Source organism: Flaviflagellibacter deserti (assembly GCF_042652085.1).
Taxonomy (GTDB): domain Bacteria; phylum Pseudomonadota; class Alphaproteobacteria; order Rhizobiales; family Methylopilaceae; genus Flaviflagellibacter; species Flaviflagellibacter deserti.
In genome coordinates this window covers 1,392,586-1,407,050 of the sequence record NZ_JBHSJF010000006.1, presented here as the reverse complement: position 1 = coordinate 1,407,050, position 14,465 = coordinate 1,392,586, and the positions used below count along the sequence as shown (strand labels likewise).

At 64.8% G+C, this 14,465-nt stretch carries 8 protein-coding genes; 6 read left to right on the top strand and 2 right to left on the bottom strand.

All coding sequences use genetic code 11. From position 1 onward, the window contains the following. The first annotated feature begins 43 nt into the window (after positions 1-43). Genes ACFPFW_RS13895 through ACFPFW_RS13880 form a run of 4 tightly spaced genes read left to right on the top strand, consistent with a single transcriptional unit; the run spans position 44 to position 3,551 of the window. Positions 44-961 (top strand): metal ABC transporter substrate-binding protein, encoded by a 918-nt coding sequence (locus tag ACFPFW_RS13895; protein WP_114957763.1) that lies wholly within the window; start codon positions 44-46, stop codon positions 959-961. Between the two features lie 8 nt (positions 962-969). Continuing rightward, on the top strand, positions 970-1,845 hold the full coding sequence (locus ACFPFW_RS13890) for a manganese/iron ABC transporter ATP-binding protein (RefSeq protein WP_379771187.1): 876 nt from the start codon (positions 970-972) through the stop codon (positions 1,843-1,845). Between the two features lie 3 nt (positions 1,846-1,848). Then, complete coding sequence (locus ACFPFW_RS13885) at positions 1,849-2,706, top strand: metal ABC transporter permease (protein ID WP_114957765.1); 858 nt, start codon at positions 1,849-1,851, stop codon at positions 2,704-2,706. Continuing rightward, a complete protein-coding gene (locus tag ACFPFW_RS13880) occupies positions 2,703-3,551 on the top strand; it encodes a metal ABC transporter permease (RefSeq protein WP_114957766.1) in 849 nt (282 codons plus the stop codon). The genes ACFPFW_RS13885 and ACFPFW_RS13880 overlap by 4 nt, the downstream gene beginning before the upstream one ends. Before the next feature lie 94 nt (positions 3,552-3,645). On the opposite strand, the gene ACFPFW_RS13875 is transcribed toward ACFPFW_RS13880, so the two are convergent. After that, positions 3,646-4,290: a TetR/AcrR family transcriptional regulator gene (locus tag ACFPFW_RS13875; RefSeq protein ID WP_114957767.1), complete on the bottom strand. Its 645-nt coding sequence runs from the start codon at positions 4,288-4,290 to the stop codon at positions 3,646-3,648. A 171-nt stretch (positions 4,291-4,461) separates the two neighbouring features. On the opposite strand from ACFPFW_RS13875, the gene ACFPFW_RS13870 reads away from it, so the two are divergent. Next, on the top strand, positions 4,462-5,298 hold the full coding sequence (locus ACFPFW_RS13870) for a MipA/OmpV family protein (RefSeq protein WP_379771183.1): 837 nt from the start codon (positions 4,462-4,464) through the stop codon (positions 5,296-5,298). Positions 5,299-5,306: 8 nt separating this feature from the next. Here the strand turns inward: ACFPFW_RS13870 and ACFPFW_RS13865 are convergent, their stop codons facing one another. Beyond that, positions 5,307-6,737 carry an MFS transporter gene (locus ACFPFW_RS13865; RefSeq protein WP_114957769.1) on the bottom strand — a complete coding sequence of 477 codons (1,431 nt, stop codon included), beginning with the start codon at positions 6,735-6,737 and terminating at the stop codon, positions 5,307-5,309. Between the two features lie 366 nt (positions 6,738-7,103). Between ACFPFW_RS13865 and ACFPFW_RS13860 the strand changes: the two genes are divergently transcribed. Further along, positions 7,104-14,309: a 3-keto-alpha-glucoside-1,2-lyase-like domain-containing protein gene (locus ACFPFW_RS13860; RefSeq protein WP_379771179.1), complete on the top strand. Its 7,206-nt coding sequence runs from the start codon at positions 7,104-7,106 to the stop codon at positions 14,307-14,309. The last annotated feature ends 156 nt before the right edge of the window (positions 14,310-14,465 follow it).

Here is a 14,465-nt window from a genome sequence, read left to right as displayed (position 1 = left end):
GGAAGCTTATTGAGAGTCATTCTCAGCTGGAGCGGGAGCCGGAATGTTAGCTCAGATCAGACGTGGTGCAGTCGCTGGTTTCGTGGCCATGGCCGCCTTCTCGATTTCGGCCGAAGCCGGCGCGGCGGCCGAGAAGTTCAAGGCGGTGACGACGTTCACCGTCATCGCCGACATGGCGAAGAACGTCGCCGGCGATGCCGCGATCGTGGAGTCGATCACCAAGCCCGGTGCGGAAATCCATGGATACTCGCCGACCCCGGGCGACATTCAGCGCGCGCAGGACGCCCAGCTCATCCTCTGGAACGGCCTCAACCTCGAGCTCTGGTTCGAGAAGTTTTTTCAGAACCTGAAGAACGTGCCGGGCGCGGTCGTCTCGAACGGCGTAGAGCCGATGGGCATCACGGAGGGGCCCTATACCGGCAAGCCCAATCCGCATGCCTGGATGTCGCCGAAGAACGCGCTGATCTATGTCGACAACATCCGCGACGCCTTCGTGAAATACGATCCGAAGAATGCCGCGATCTATGAGGCGAACGCCGCCGCCTACAAGGCTAAGGTCGAGGCCGCCGTCTCGCCCATCCGGGCCAAGCTCGATACCATCCCCGCGGACAGGCGCTGGCTGGTCTCCAGCGAGGGAGCGTTCTCGTATCTCGCCCGCGATTTCGGCCTGAAGGAGCTCTATCTCTGGCCGATCAATGCCGACCAGCAGGGCACGCCGCAGCAGGTCCGCAAGGTGATCGACGCGGTCAAGGCGAACAGGATCGCCGTCGTATTTAGCGAGAGCACGGTCTCCGACAAGCCGGCCAGGCAGGTCGCCCGCGAGACTGGCGCGCAGTATGGCGGCGTCCTCTACGTCGACTCGCTGAGCGAGGCCGACGGCCCGGTGCCGACCTATATCGATCTCCTGCGCGTCACCTCCGACACCGTCGAGAAGGGACTCGCCGAGGGATTGTCCCAGTGAATATTGCCGTGTCCCATCCCGCCGCCGTTGCTCCCGCCGGCGTGGGGGCGGGCATCCGCGTCGACGACGCGACTGTCATTTATCGCAATGGCCACACAGCGTTGCGTAATGCCAGCTTCGATATCCCGACCGGCACGATCACCGCGCTCGTCGGTGTCAACGGCTCCGGCAAGTCGACCTTGTTCAAGGCGATCATGGGCTTCGTCCGGCTCGCGCGGGGAAACATCTCGGTTCTCGGCCAGCCGGTCGAAAGGGCGCTGAAGAAGAACCTCATCGCCTATGTGCCGCAGAGCGACGAGGTGGACTGGAATTTCCCGGTCCTCGTCGAGGATGTCGTGATGATGGGCCGCTACGGCCATATGGGGCTGCTGCGCCGGCCGAAACCTGCCGACCGTCAGGCTGTCGACGTCGCGCTTGCCCGTGTCGGCATGACGGACTTCCGCAAGCGCCAGATCGGCGAGCTGTCGGGCGGACAGAAGAAGCGCGTCTTTCTTGCCCGTGCTCTGGCGCAGGACGGGTGGGTCATCCTGCTTGACGAGCCGTTCACGGGCGTCGACGTGAAGACCGAGGACGCCATCATCCGCCTGCTCAAATCGCTGCGGGACGAAGGGCGGGTGATGCTGGTCTCGACGCATAATCTCGGCAGCGTGCCGGAATTCTGCGACCGTACCGTGCTGCTCAAGGGCACCGTGCTGGCCTATGGGCAAACCGCGGAGACCTTCACCCAGGCCAATCTGGAAAAGACCTTCGGCGGCGTGCTCCGCCATTTCGTGCTGAGCGAAGGCGGAAGGCCGGGTTCGCTCGACGTTCTCACCGATGACGAGCGGCCGCTGGTGCTCCGCGGCGACAGGCCGGCGGAGCGCGACGTGGCGAAGAGCACCTGACGGATGGCCTATCTGCTCGAACCCTTCTCCTACGAATACATGCGCAACGCGATGTGGGTGTCCACTCTGGTCGGCGGCGTCTGCGCCTTCCTCTCGGCCTATCTCATGCTGAAGGGCTGGTCACTCATCGGCGATGCGCTGTCGCACTCGATCGTCCCCGGCGTTGCCGGCGCCTATATGCTCGGCCTGCCGTTTTCGATCGGCGCGTTCTTCTCGGGCGGACTGGCCGCAGCCGCCATGCTGTTCCTCAACCAGCGCACCCGGTTGAAGGAGGACGCGATCATCGGGCTGATCTTCTCCTCCTTTTTCGGGCTCGGCCTATTCATGGTCTCGCTGTCGCCGACCTCGGTGAACATCCAGACGATCGTCCTCGGCAACATTCTGGCTATCACGCCGGAAGACACGCTCCAGCTCGCCGTCATCGGCTTCGTCTCGCTGGCCGTGCTCCTGGTCAAATGGAGGGACCTGATGGTGGTCTTCTTCGACGAAAGCCACGCCCGTTCGATCGGACTCAATCCGGTCAGGCTCAAGATCATCTTCTTCACCCTGCTGTCTGCATCGACGGTCGCGGCGATGCAGACGGTCGGCGCGTTCCTCGTCATCTGCATGGTGGTGACGCCGGGCGCTACGGCCTATCTGCTGACCGACCGTTTCGAGCGCCTGCTCGTTCTTGCCGTCGCCATCGGCGCCGCGACCAGCCTGGTCGGCGCCTATGCGAGCTATTTCCTCGATGGGGCGACCGGCGGCATCATCGTCGTCCTGCAGACGCTGATCTTCCTCACCGCCTTCTTTCTTGCCCCCAAGCACGGAATGCTGGCGGCCCGCCGCCGCGCGGCGGAAGCCCTGGAGGCCGACGCATGACCATGCTCGATACGCTGCTCGCGCCGTTCCAGTTCGAGTTCATGATCAATGCCCTGGTGATCTCGGTGCTGGTTGCGGTGCCGACGGCGCTGCTGTCCTGCTTCCTCGTCCTCAAGGGCTGGTCGCTGATGGGAGACGCGATCTCGCATGCCGTCTTTCCGGGAGTGGTCATCGCCTACATCGTCGGGCTTCCCTACGCCGCCGGTGCCTTCGCGGCCGGCATGATGTGCGCGCTCGCGACGGGATTTCTGAAGGACAACAGCCGCATCAAGCAGGACACGGTGATGGGGATCGTGTTCTCCGGCATGTTCGGCCTTGGGCTCGTGCTCTACGTGAAGATCCAGTCCGAGGTTCACCTCGACCACATCCTGTTCGGCGACATGCTCGGCATCGGCACCCGCGACATCGCCGAGAGTGCGGTGATCGCCGCGATCATCGGCGGCATCATCGTGCTCAAGTGGAAGGACTTCCTTCTTCATGCCTTCGATCCGGCGCAGGCCAGGGCGCTCGGCCTGCCGGTCAGGCTCCTCCATTACGGCCTGCTCTGCCTGATCTCGCTGACGATCGTCGGCGCCCTGAAAGCGGTCGGCATCATCCTCGCCATCGCCATGCTGATTGCGCCGGGGGCGATCGCATTCCTACTCAGCCGGACGTTCGGCACGATGCTGATCCTCTCGGTGGCTATCGCGATCGCCGCGTCCCTTCTCGGTGTCTACCTGTCCTTCTTCATCGACAGCGCTCCGGCACCGACGATCGTGCTGCTGCTTACCCTGGCTTTCGTGATGGCATTCGTCCGTACCATCCTGGCGGCAGGTCGGGGCGGGGCGGAGGCGCCGACAGGCTAGGCTTCCGTCCTGAGTATCGCTTCGCCGGGGGTACTCACCCGAGGCCAGCGGCCGCGCCACATCTTCCAGCGCCCGCCGCGCCGTTCCGGCGCGCTTACGCTGCCAACCCCTTCACGACCATCTCCAGACTCTGCTCGATCAGTGCCTCCCGCTCGGCCCAAGGGAAATTCGGCCAGTCGATCAACATCAGGCAAACGCCCTGGAACACCATCCAGGTGGTCTGCGCGATCACGGTCGGGTCGGCTGGCCTGAGCACGCCCGCTTCCAGCAGGCGTTCGATCTGCCGGCGGAAGGTGAGGAAACACTGGATGCCCGGGGATTGCTCGGCGTATGGGCGCGAGAGGTCCAATTCGGCTGTGCTGTGCTTGCGGGTCGATCCTGCCTTGAAAGTGAGTTGGAATTCCTTGGGGTGGGTGAAAGCGAAGCCGATATACGTGCGGCCGATCGCTCTCAGCAGATCGATATTGGCCGGCGCATCCTTGGCGACACCGCTGATGACCTCGGTCAGTGCGATGAAGGTTTCCCGCCGGATTGCATCGAGGATCGCTTCCTTGTTCGGGAAATACACATAGAGGCCGGTCTGGGACACGCCGACCCGCTCAGCGAGCCGGCGTGTGGTGACGCTCTCGACACCTTCGTCGAAGAACAACGTTTTCGCCGCTTCGATGATTTCCGCCCGGCGCTCATGGCCGTGCCCGCGCGGCTTGCGTGCCTGTTCGGCAGTGCTTCGTGTGATCACACGAGACGCCTTCCATCCTCGACGCCGCCAGATCGCGACTGGCTTCGGTTGCAGCGGTCGCTGTCCTACACCCTTCCGGAAGCTGACGAAACCGCCTTGATAAAGTCCAAATGTTCAAGATAACTGTTCAATGAACACTTAAGGTGTTCGTGGGGATCGCAAGGGGGTTTTATGGGTGCGTCTTGTCTCGAAATGGCCGACCGGTTCCACGGATCGCGTCCGTCCTTCATTGCCTCCCTTCTCGCGCTGCTTGCGATACCATCCGAGGCGGCCTTTGCCGCCGATGCGACTACGCGATCGCCCGGAGACGACCTTGTGATCGAGCTCGGCGGCGGCGCGAAATTCGAACCTTCCTATGAAGGTGCGTCCGACTATGACGTGTCGCCGTTTCCGACCATCAAGCTGGAATATCTGAACGTGCCGGGCCTGTTCACGATCGGCGGCGGCGGCGACGATCTCGGCTTCTCGATCGGACCGTCGTTCAACGTCACCGGCGAGCGCGACAGCTCCGACCATGACGAACTGACCGGCCTGAACGATGTCGACGCCACCTATGAGCTCGGCCTGAAGGCCAGCTATGAATGGGAGCATGCCGAGGTCTACGGCGCGGCGCGTTATGCGTTCGGCGGGGCCGAGGGTTTCGTCGGCGATGTGGGTGCGAACGCGATCTTTCGGCCGACATCGTATCTGGAGTTCAAAATCGGTCCCGTCGCGACCTTCGCGGGCGAGGACTACATGGACACCTATTTCGGCGTGACACCGGGCGAGTCGCTCTCGACCGGCGGTCGCCTCTCGGCCTTCGATGCTGAAGCGGGCATCAAATCGGCCGGCGTGGAGGCGAAGGCGCGCTACGAGTTCCGGGAGGACTGGTTCCTGAATGCCGAGGCCTCGTGGACCAGCATGGTCGCCGACGCGAAGGACTCTCCGATCGTCGAGGCCGGCGACGACCAGCAGTTCACCGTTGGACTGGGCGTCTCCAGGCGGTTTTCGCTCGACCTGTTCGATTGAGCTGACCGTCACTCCCAGGCGAGCGGCCGGGCAACGTCTTCCAGCGCCCGCCGCTCGGCCGCGATGCCCCATTTCCACATCACGGCTGCCGCGAACAACATGAGCGCCGATCCGAACACATAACCTCCGAACACCGCCTCACGCGACCCGGTCTCGACCAGCCAGGCGAACACCGCCGGGCCGGCCACGCCACCCACGCCGGTGCCGATCGCGTAGAAGATCGCGATGGCGAGAGCGCGGACTTCCAGCGGGAAGGTCTCGCTGACGGTGAGATAGGCCGAGCTCGCGGCGCAGGAGGCGAAGAAGAAAATCACCGACCAGCACAGCGTCTGCGTGGTCGCCGAGAGCACGCCCTCGACGAAGAGCCAGCCGGTCAAGGTCAGCAGCAGGCCGGAGATGGCGTAGGTGCCGGCGATCATGATGCGGCGGCCGATCGTGTCGAAGAGGTGGCCGAGCATGACCGGGCCGAGGAAATTGCCGGCGGCGAAAGGCAGGATGTACCAGCCGATATCGGCCGAGGCGACGCCGTAGAAGTCCATCAGGACGAGAGCGTAGGTGAAGAAGATCGCGTTGTAGAAGAAGGCCTGCGAGGCCATCAGCGACAGCCCGACGAAGGCGCGCCTCGGATTGGTGACGAAGATCGCGGTCAGTGCTTCCCTCATCGGCGTATGGGTGCGCGGGCGTACCCGGATCGGTTCGCCGTCCGGATCGGGCAGGGGGATCGCCCACCCCTGTTCGATGCGCTCGACGACGAACTCGGCCTGGTCGGCGCGGCCATGCGTCATCAGCCAGCGCGGGCTTTCCGGCAGCCATGAGCGCAATACGAGGATGAAAAGTCCGAGCACGGCGCCGATGAAGAAGGCGAGTCGCCAGCCGAGTTCGGGGTCGATGATCGCGGGATCGAGCAGGATCAGCGAGCCGATGGCGCCGAGCGCCGCGCCGATCCAGAAGCTGCCATTGATGATGAGGTCGGTCCGGCCGCGATAGCGCGCGGGGATGAGTTCTTGGATCGTCGAATTGATCGCGGTGTATTCGCCGCCGATGCCCGCGCCAGTCAGGAAGCGGAAGAGGACGAAGCTCCAGACGTTCCATGAGAAGGCGGTGCCGGCGGTGGCCAGGATGTAGACCGCGAGCGTGATGAAGAAGAGCTTCTTCCGCCCCAGCCGGTCGGTCAGCCAGCCGAAGCCGAGCGCGCCGAGCACCGCGCCCGCCAGATAGGCGCTGGCGGCGAGGCCGACTTCCGCATTGCTCATCCTCAGGACGGGACTGTCCTTCAGCGCGCCTGCCAGAGCTCCGGCAAGCGTCACCTCCAGACCGTCGAGGATCCAGGTGATGCCGAGCGCAATGACGACGAGCGTGTGGAATCGCCCCCAGGGCAGCCGTTCGAGGCGGGCGGGGACTCGGGATTCGACGATGTCGAGAGTGGGGGAGCGCTGCATGGTCGGAGAACAAACCCCGACGGCGACGGACCCGTTCCGGTACTGCGAAGTTCCCTCCGGTTCCCATCGGCGGGCACGGTCCGGTTCTCTTCTCCCGGCGGGGCGCGGATTAAAAATCGTAGGGGCAGCGTCAGCGGTCTTTCCGCATTTATCCTTCAACTTCAACGTGTAGCGCGATTTTGCCCGTGTTTTGATTTTCGCAAAACGGTAAACGCGCCGTCATAAACTTTGGTCAAAGAGGCGGCCTGAGTTTCCTGAGCCGGCTCGGCGCCGGACTGCGTTCGAACTTCTACGACTATACATTCCACGAGCAGTGTTCGTGGAAACGAAACCGTCTTTCCTACTGAGATCTTCTGGAGAACTCCCATGGTCGATCAGCTGAATTATCCCGCCGCGAATCCCCAGGGCGGCTTCCTCGTCGATCCGGGCATCGCCGGCACTGTGTCGAGCTACACCATGGTGTTCGATATCAACGTCGCGACAATGGGCGGCTACGCCGCTCTGCTGCAGACCGATCTCAACAACGCCAGCGACGCCGAACTCTTCATGCGCAAGAGCGGCTCGACCTTCGGCATCGGACATAACCAGGACTATGACGGCTCGGCCGCGCTCGGCCAGTGGCACCGCGTGGCGGTCACCATCGACGGCGACCAGATGGCCAAGTACATCGATGGCGTGCTGGTCGACACGCAGACGATCACGAGCGGCAATCTCGCCCGCTTCACGCTGTCGGACGGCGGCTTCCTGATCCTGGCCGACGAGGACGGGGAGACGGCTCCGGGCTCGCTCAACAGCTTCCTGTTCGTCGACCGCGCGATGACCGCGACCGAGATCGGCGCGCTCGGCACCTCGGACGGCGTTTCGGGCATCCTCGCCTCGGCCCCGGAAGGCACGCAGGCAACCCAGTTCGACTTCACCGGAGAGAGCTTCGAGCCGACCTTCGGCAACGGCACCCTGGTCGATCGCGCCGCGCCGCCGGTCGAGCCGGATCCCGATCCGGTCGCCGTGATCAGCCAGATCAAGGACATGATGGTCACCCCGGACGAGGAGACCCTCGTCATTGATCTCGCGACGGTGTTTCAGGGCGAAGGCCTGACCTACACGGTTGAGACGGCCGAGGGCGAAGTAGTCAACGCGACCATCACCGACGGCAAGCTCAGCCTCGACTTTGGCGATCTCGGCTTCTCCGACGTCCGCGTCAAGGCGACCGATGGTGAGGGCAATGTCGCGAGCGACACGTTCCGCGTCCGCGTCGCCGGCGAGAACGCCTACACGCTCGCGGTTCTGCCGGATACGCAGGACTACACCGACAACGCGCATCTCTCGCACATCTTCGGCGACATGACGCAGTGGCTCGTCGACCAGAAGGACACCATGAACATCAAGTTCGTGATGCATGTCGGCGACGTCACCCAGAACAACCTGCCGGGCCAGTGGGATATCGCCGAGGCGGCGCTCCGCAAGCTCGACGGCAAGATCCCGTACTCGCTGCTGCCGGGCAATCACGACCAGGCCGCCGGTGGCTCCGCCGCCGACCATTCCTCGGTCTATCTCGACGAGCGCTTCTCCCCGGACAAGCAGGAAGCCACGAACCCGGACACGTTCGGCGGCGCATACGACCAGGAGCAGAACAGCGCCCGCAACACCTATTCGACCTTCGAGGGCACCGACGGCACCAAATGGCTGGTGCTGAACATGGAATTCGGTCCGCGCGACGACGTGCTTCGCTGGGCCGGCGACATCATCGAGGAGAATCTCGATCACCGCGTGATCATCGTCTCGCACTCGCTGACCGACTATGCCGGCCGCCACGATCCGCTCGGTGGTCCGCTGTACGATGAAGGCGCGGGCTACGATTACGGCATCGGCCGCGACCCGCAGGGCGCCAACGACGGCGAGACGGTCTATCGCGAACTGCTGGCCAAGTACCCGAACATCTCGATGACCTTCTCGGGTCACATCTTCGGCGACGGCGCCGAGACGAATGTCAGCTATTCGCAGTACGGCAATCCCGTGTTCGAGATGCTGGTGAACTACCAGAACGGCATCTCCCGCGAGATCACCGGCAACGGCAACGAGGCGCTCGGCAACAATGGCGGCAACGGCGCGATGCGCCTCGTCGTCATCGACCCGGACAACAACACGATCTCGACCGAGACCTATTTCACCGAGTTCGACGACTACCTCGACGGCTACCGCGTGAAGCCGGAGCTCGATCGTGACGGCCTGACCGGCGAATATCGCGGTCATCAGGAGACGTTCACGGACGTGAACGTCGGCACGCCCGACCTCTTCGCCATGGCCAAGGCCGGCGACGACCTGTTCGTCGAGGCCGGTGACGGCAGCGACGCGGCGCTGGTCAATCTCGACGCCTCGACCTCGCTCAACCCGAAGTCCGAAGGCCTGACCTATGAATGGCTGAACGAGGACGGCGACGTCGTCGCGACCGGCCAGAAGCCGTCGGTCGAATTCGATCTCGGCAAGCATGAGCTGACGCTGAAGGTCACCGACACCAATGGTCTCGTCACCACCGACAAGGTCGTCATCGTCGTGCGCGGCGAGGACACGCTGCTGGTCGAGAACTTCAACGACGGCGACGCGGCGGGCTGGTCGACGGGCCCTGACCAGGGCATCACGGTCGGCGTCGGCACGGCCGCCGATTTCGGCATCCCGGCGCTCGGTCCCGAAGACAAGGTCGGCCATGTTCCGGCGCTGTCGAGCGGCGAGAAGTTCTTCCTGTCGCCGCTGCCGGGCGTTCCGGCCGGCACGGTGATCACGTCCTACACGCTGGTCTACGACCTCTACGTTCCGCTGGCGACCGCGAGTGAATACACCTCGCTGTTCCAGACCGACGTGAACAATGCGAGCGACGCGGAGCTCTTCATCCGCAAGACCGGCGCCACCACCGGCGGCATCGGCATCGGCGGCAATTATCCGGGCGCGTTCCAGTACGACGCCTGGCAGCGCATCGCCTTCGTCGTCGAGGACCAGGGCAATGGCAACGTCCTCATCAGCAAGTACATCGAGGGCCAGAAGGTGGGCGAGCAGACCATGCCGGCTGACCGCTTCGCCTTCGACGTCTCGAAGGGCGGCCTGATCTTCTCGGACGAGGACGGCGAGAACTCGAACCTCTACGTCTCGAGCCTCTTGATCACCGACAAGGTCTACACCGACCAGGAGATCGCCGATCTCGGCGGCGCCAAGGCCGGCGGCATCACCCAGTCCGCTCCGAGCCTCTATGCTTCGCAGTTCGACTTCAACGACGACGACCTGGCCCCGACCTACGGCCCCGGCCATATCGGCATGGGCCAGGGCGGCGAGACCGGTCCGTTCCTGCTCAAGGGCACCGTGTTCTCGCGGCCGGACGCCGAGGCCGGCATGCCGGCTCCGGAAGGCGCGCTGTGGGACATGTCCGACGCGGCCGGCAACAAGCTGGTGTGGACGGGCGAGGGCGCCAATGACTGGGCGAACTACGTCCTCGAAGCCGGCGTGACCTCGATGGACAACGACGCGGTCGGCGTCGTCTTCTACTATCAGGACGACGAGAACTATTATCGCTTCACCCTCGATGGCGAGACCAACCGCCGCGAGATCGTCAAGGTGCAGGACGGCGTCGAGACGGTGCTAGCCTCGACCGAGGCGGGCTACCAGTTCAACGTCGAGCTGAAGCTCAAGGTCGCGGTGATCGACGGCGTGATCAACGCCTTCCTCGGCGACAAGAACGTCTTCGGCGGCCCGGTGGTCGATGCCACCAACCCGCTGACGCACGGCACGGTCGGCCTCTATTCCAGCGGCCAGCGCTCCTCGATCTTCGATGACATCGCGGTCACCCGCGCCGACCTCACCGCCCATGCCGGCGAGGACCAGCGCGTGTTCGACACCGACGGCGACGGCCATGTCGCGGTGACTTTGCATGCCGACGGCTCGTACGGCCTGACCGACATCGTCTCGTGGGTGTGGACCAACGAGGACGGCGAGCAGGTCGCCACCGGCAAGAACCCGACGGTCGATTTCGACGCCGGCGTCAACAAGCTGACGCTGACCGTCACCGACGGCAGCGGCAAGACCTCGACCGACCGCGTCGACGTCGAGGTGGTGGCCAAGGACAAGCTCCTCGTTTCCGAGGATTTCTCGTCGGCGGCTTCCCTGTCGAAGTGGACGATCGTGGACGAGGGCGAGTTCGGCGGCATCGGCGCCGACGGCAAGTCCTCCGACTGGGTACTCGTCGACGGCAAGCTGCAGCAGAATTCCGACCTGCAGAGTCGCGAGCTGACCTGGGACGGCGCGAGCAATCCGGATTACTGGCAGCGCGGCTGGAGCCCGCTCGGCGACGGCGTCAATGTGCTGCGCGTCGGCACCTACGCACTCTACAACGACCCGGCGGCGAAGGATTGGGACGACTATTCGGTCCAGGCGACCGTGCAGACGCCGGACAATGACGGCCTCGGCTTCCTGTTCCACTACACGGACGCCAACAACTACTACAAGCTGGAGCTCGACGCGGAAGGCACGCTCGACCGCGATCCGGGCAACGGCGCGGGCAGCGTCTTCAACCTGCTGCGCATGCGCGACGGCGTCGAGGAGATCCTCGGCCAGGTTCCGGGCAAGTACGAGCCGGGCAAGGCGTTCGAGCTGCGCGTCGACATCGTCGACAACCGCATCACCGCCTTCATCAACGGCGAGGAAATCTTCGCCTATGCGATCGAGGACCACGGCAACGAGAAGGGCACTGTCGGCCTCTATTCATGGGGCAATCAGGGCCTGAGCTTCGACAACGTCACCGTCGTCGATCTCTCCGATGCCGAGCCGCCGGTCGGCGACCTCGTCCTCATCGGCGACGAATTCGACAATGAGCTGACGGGCGATATCGGCGACGACGAGATCATCGGTCTTGCCGGCGACGACACGCTGACGGGCGCGGCCGGCGACGACAGCATCAATGCCGGCGAGGGCGACGACCTGGTCGACGCCGGTGAAGGCGACGACCTCGTCGAGGGCGGCGAGGGCGACGACGACATCCAGGGCGGCGCGGGCGACGACGAACTGCTCGGCGGCGAGGGTGACGACGTCATCGACGGTGGCGAAGGCTACGACACGATCGACGGCGAAGCCGGCAACGACACTTTGATCGCCGGTGAAGGCGACGACGTGTCGGGCGGCGAGGGCGACGACGAGATCCAGGTCTCCATCGAGAGCGGCCTCCCGGCCTCGCTCGACGGCGGCGAGGGCGACGACACGGTTCGTCTCGGCGGCGCCGGCACGGCTGCGCTTGGCGAGACCACCGATGTCGAAAACCTCGTGGTCGCGGGCGGCACCTGGTCGGTCGCGGACAGCGACTATTCCACGGTCAGCATCGAGGACGGCGCGACCGTCACCAGCGCGGTCGTGCTCAACAACGAGGATGTCCTGACGGTCGAGACCGGCGGCAAGCTTCTTGCCAACAACGCCGTCACCTGGACGGGTGGCGACGTCGTGGTCGACAATTCGGGCCTGATCGAAGGCAGTCGCACGCTGCAGACGACAGCAGGCGCGAGTGGCGATCTCGAGTTCAACAATCTCGCGGGCGGCACCATCCGTGGCCAGATCAGCCCCGGCGCCAGCGGTGCCGCGACGGCCACGATCACGCTCAACAATTCCGGTGTGATCGAGGCCTCGTCGGGCGGTCGCGTGATCGACTTCCGCAGCTTCGATGGCTCGGGCGGTCGCGCCACCATCAACAACCTGGCCGGCGGCGTCATCCGCAACACCGGACTGACCTCCGGCGACGCCGACGTGCTGCGTCCCGGCCAGAACGGCACCGTCAACAATTGGGGAACGATCATCGCGGCCGAAGGCCTAGTCGGCGGCGGAGACCTGATCGACTTCCAGAGCGACACCGGCGGCAAGGTCAACAACTATGCCGGCGGCCTGATGGAAGGCTCGCGCCATGTCGTGACCGGCGATCATGCCGTGACCGTCGTCAACGACGGCACGATGATCGGCCGCAACGGTTCGGCGGTGAACATCGACAATGACGGTTCGGAAGCCGACAAGGTGTTCATCACCAATCGCGGCACGATGGAAGGCCGCTCGGCGGAGCTCGCCGACTCGGACGGCGACGCGATCGACGTCGACGGTCTGGTGCAGATCCTGAACTACGGCAAGATCAAGGGTCTCGGCGCCGAGGGCTACCATGACGGCGAGCCGAACGTGTCGGAAGGCATCGCGATCGGCGGCGGCACCATCGTCAACAATGCGTCGGGCGAGATCTACGGCTACGGCCGCGGCATCCAGGTCGACAATTCGAGCAACGAGAACGCGCTCGGTGCGACCCTGATCGTCAATGACGGCCTGATCCAGGGCGACGGTCATGGTCCTGAAGGGGTTGATCCGGCGGACGCAGCGCGGTTCGACCTGCGCGGCAACGAGGCGATCAACCTCGTCGGCAACTACGCTGACGAACTCATCAACAACAGTGCCGGCCGGATCGTCGGCGGCGTGTCGATGGGCGGCGGCAACGACGTGCTGAGCAATTCGGGCTCGATCACGGCGACCGGCGGTTCGGCGATCGACATGGGGGCGGGCGATGACGTCGTGAACCTCTATATCGGCTCGACCATCAGCGGCACGATCCTCCTCGGCGAGGGCAATGACCGGATCACGATGAACTCGTATCTCGGCGCGGTGACGGTCGATGCCGGCGACGGCAACGACGACATCACGACGAGCTTCGGCGACGACCTGATCTATGGCGGCGCTGGCAACGATTACATCTACGGCGCGGAAGGCAACGACACGATCTTCGCCGGCTCCGGCGACGACACGATCCTGGCCGATCTCGGCAATGACACGATCGACGGCGGCGACGGCTTCGACACCCTGTTCCTGGCGCGCGCCACCGGCCCGATCACGGTCGACTTCGCGGCGGGCAAGGTGTCGGCTGAGGGCATCGGCAGCGACACCTTCACCAACATCGAGAGCCTCCTCTTCGGTGCTGGCGACGACGTCATCACCGGCGGCAACGGCAATGACGGCATCGATGGCGGCGAGGGCAACGATACGGTGAAGGGCGGGGCCGGCGACGACCTGGTCGCGGGCGGTGCGGGCAACGACTTGGTCGACGGCGGTTCTGGTGACGACACCGTCTCCGGCGGCATCGGCAACGACACGCTGAAGGGCGGTTCGGGCAACGATCTCGTCGACGGCGGCGAGGGCAATGATCTGATCGACGCCGGTTCTGGCGACGACGTGATCACCGCCGGCGCCGGCAACGACACGGTCGACGCCGGTTCGGGCGTGGACCGGATCGAGGGCGGCGCGGGCGACGACCTGCTGAAGGGCGGTTCGGGTCAGGACACCTTCGTCTTCGCGGCCGGCTTCGGCCACGACACGATCTCCGACTTCGCGACGTCGGGCGCCAGCGCCGACGTGCTGGAGTTCTCGATCGACGTGTTCGCCGACTTCGCCTCGGCGATGGCCTCGGCGACGCAGGTCGGCTCGGACGTGGTGTTCACGATCGACGGGGACACCACGCTGACCCTCGACCACGTCAAGCTCGCCAATCTCGGCGCGGACGACTTCCGCTTCGTCTGAGCATTGAAGCGGGGCGGCCCGGCCGCCCCGCCACACGACCCGCTCTACTGAGGAAAGACCGTCTTTTCCGCCGCCGCACCTCGTGCGGCGGTGGCTTCCGCACGCCTGAACGGGCGTCCCTTCCAGGCCGGTCATGAACGGAGCCGGTCCGGTCGT

Excerpts from the sequence above, each read along its gene's own strand:
- ACFPFW_RS13870 (WP_379771183.1), top strand. The coding sequence starts at position 4,462 with ATGGGTGCGTCTTGTCTCGAAATGGCCGACCGGTTCCACGGATCGCGT.
- ACFPFW_RS13895 (WP_114957763.1), top strand. The coding sequence starts at position 44 with ATGTTAGCTCAGATCAGACGTGGTGCAGTCGCTGGTTTCGTGGCCATG.
- ACFPFW_RS13860 (WP_379771179.1), top strand. The coding sequence starts at position 7,104 with ATGGTCGATCAGCTGAATTATCCCGCCGCGAATCCCCAGGGCGGCTTC.
- ACFPFW_RS13885 (WP_114957765.1), top strand. The coding sequence starts at position 1,849 with ATGGCCTATCTGCTCGAACCCTTCTCCTACGAATACATGCGCAACGCG.
- ACFPFW_RS13865 (WP_114957769.1), bottom strand. The coding sequence starts at position 6,737 with ATGCAGCGCTCCCCCACTCTCGACATCGTCGAATCCCGAGTCCCCGCC.
- ACFPFW_RS13880 (WP_114957766.1), top strand. The coding sequence starts at position 2,703 with ATGACCATGCTCGATACGCTGCTCGCGCCGTTCCAGTTCGAGTTCATG.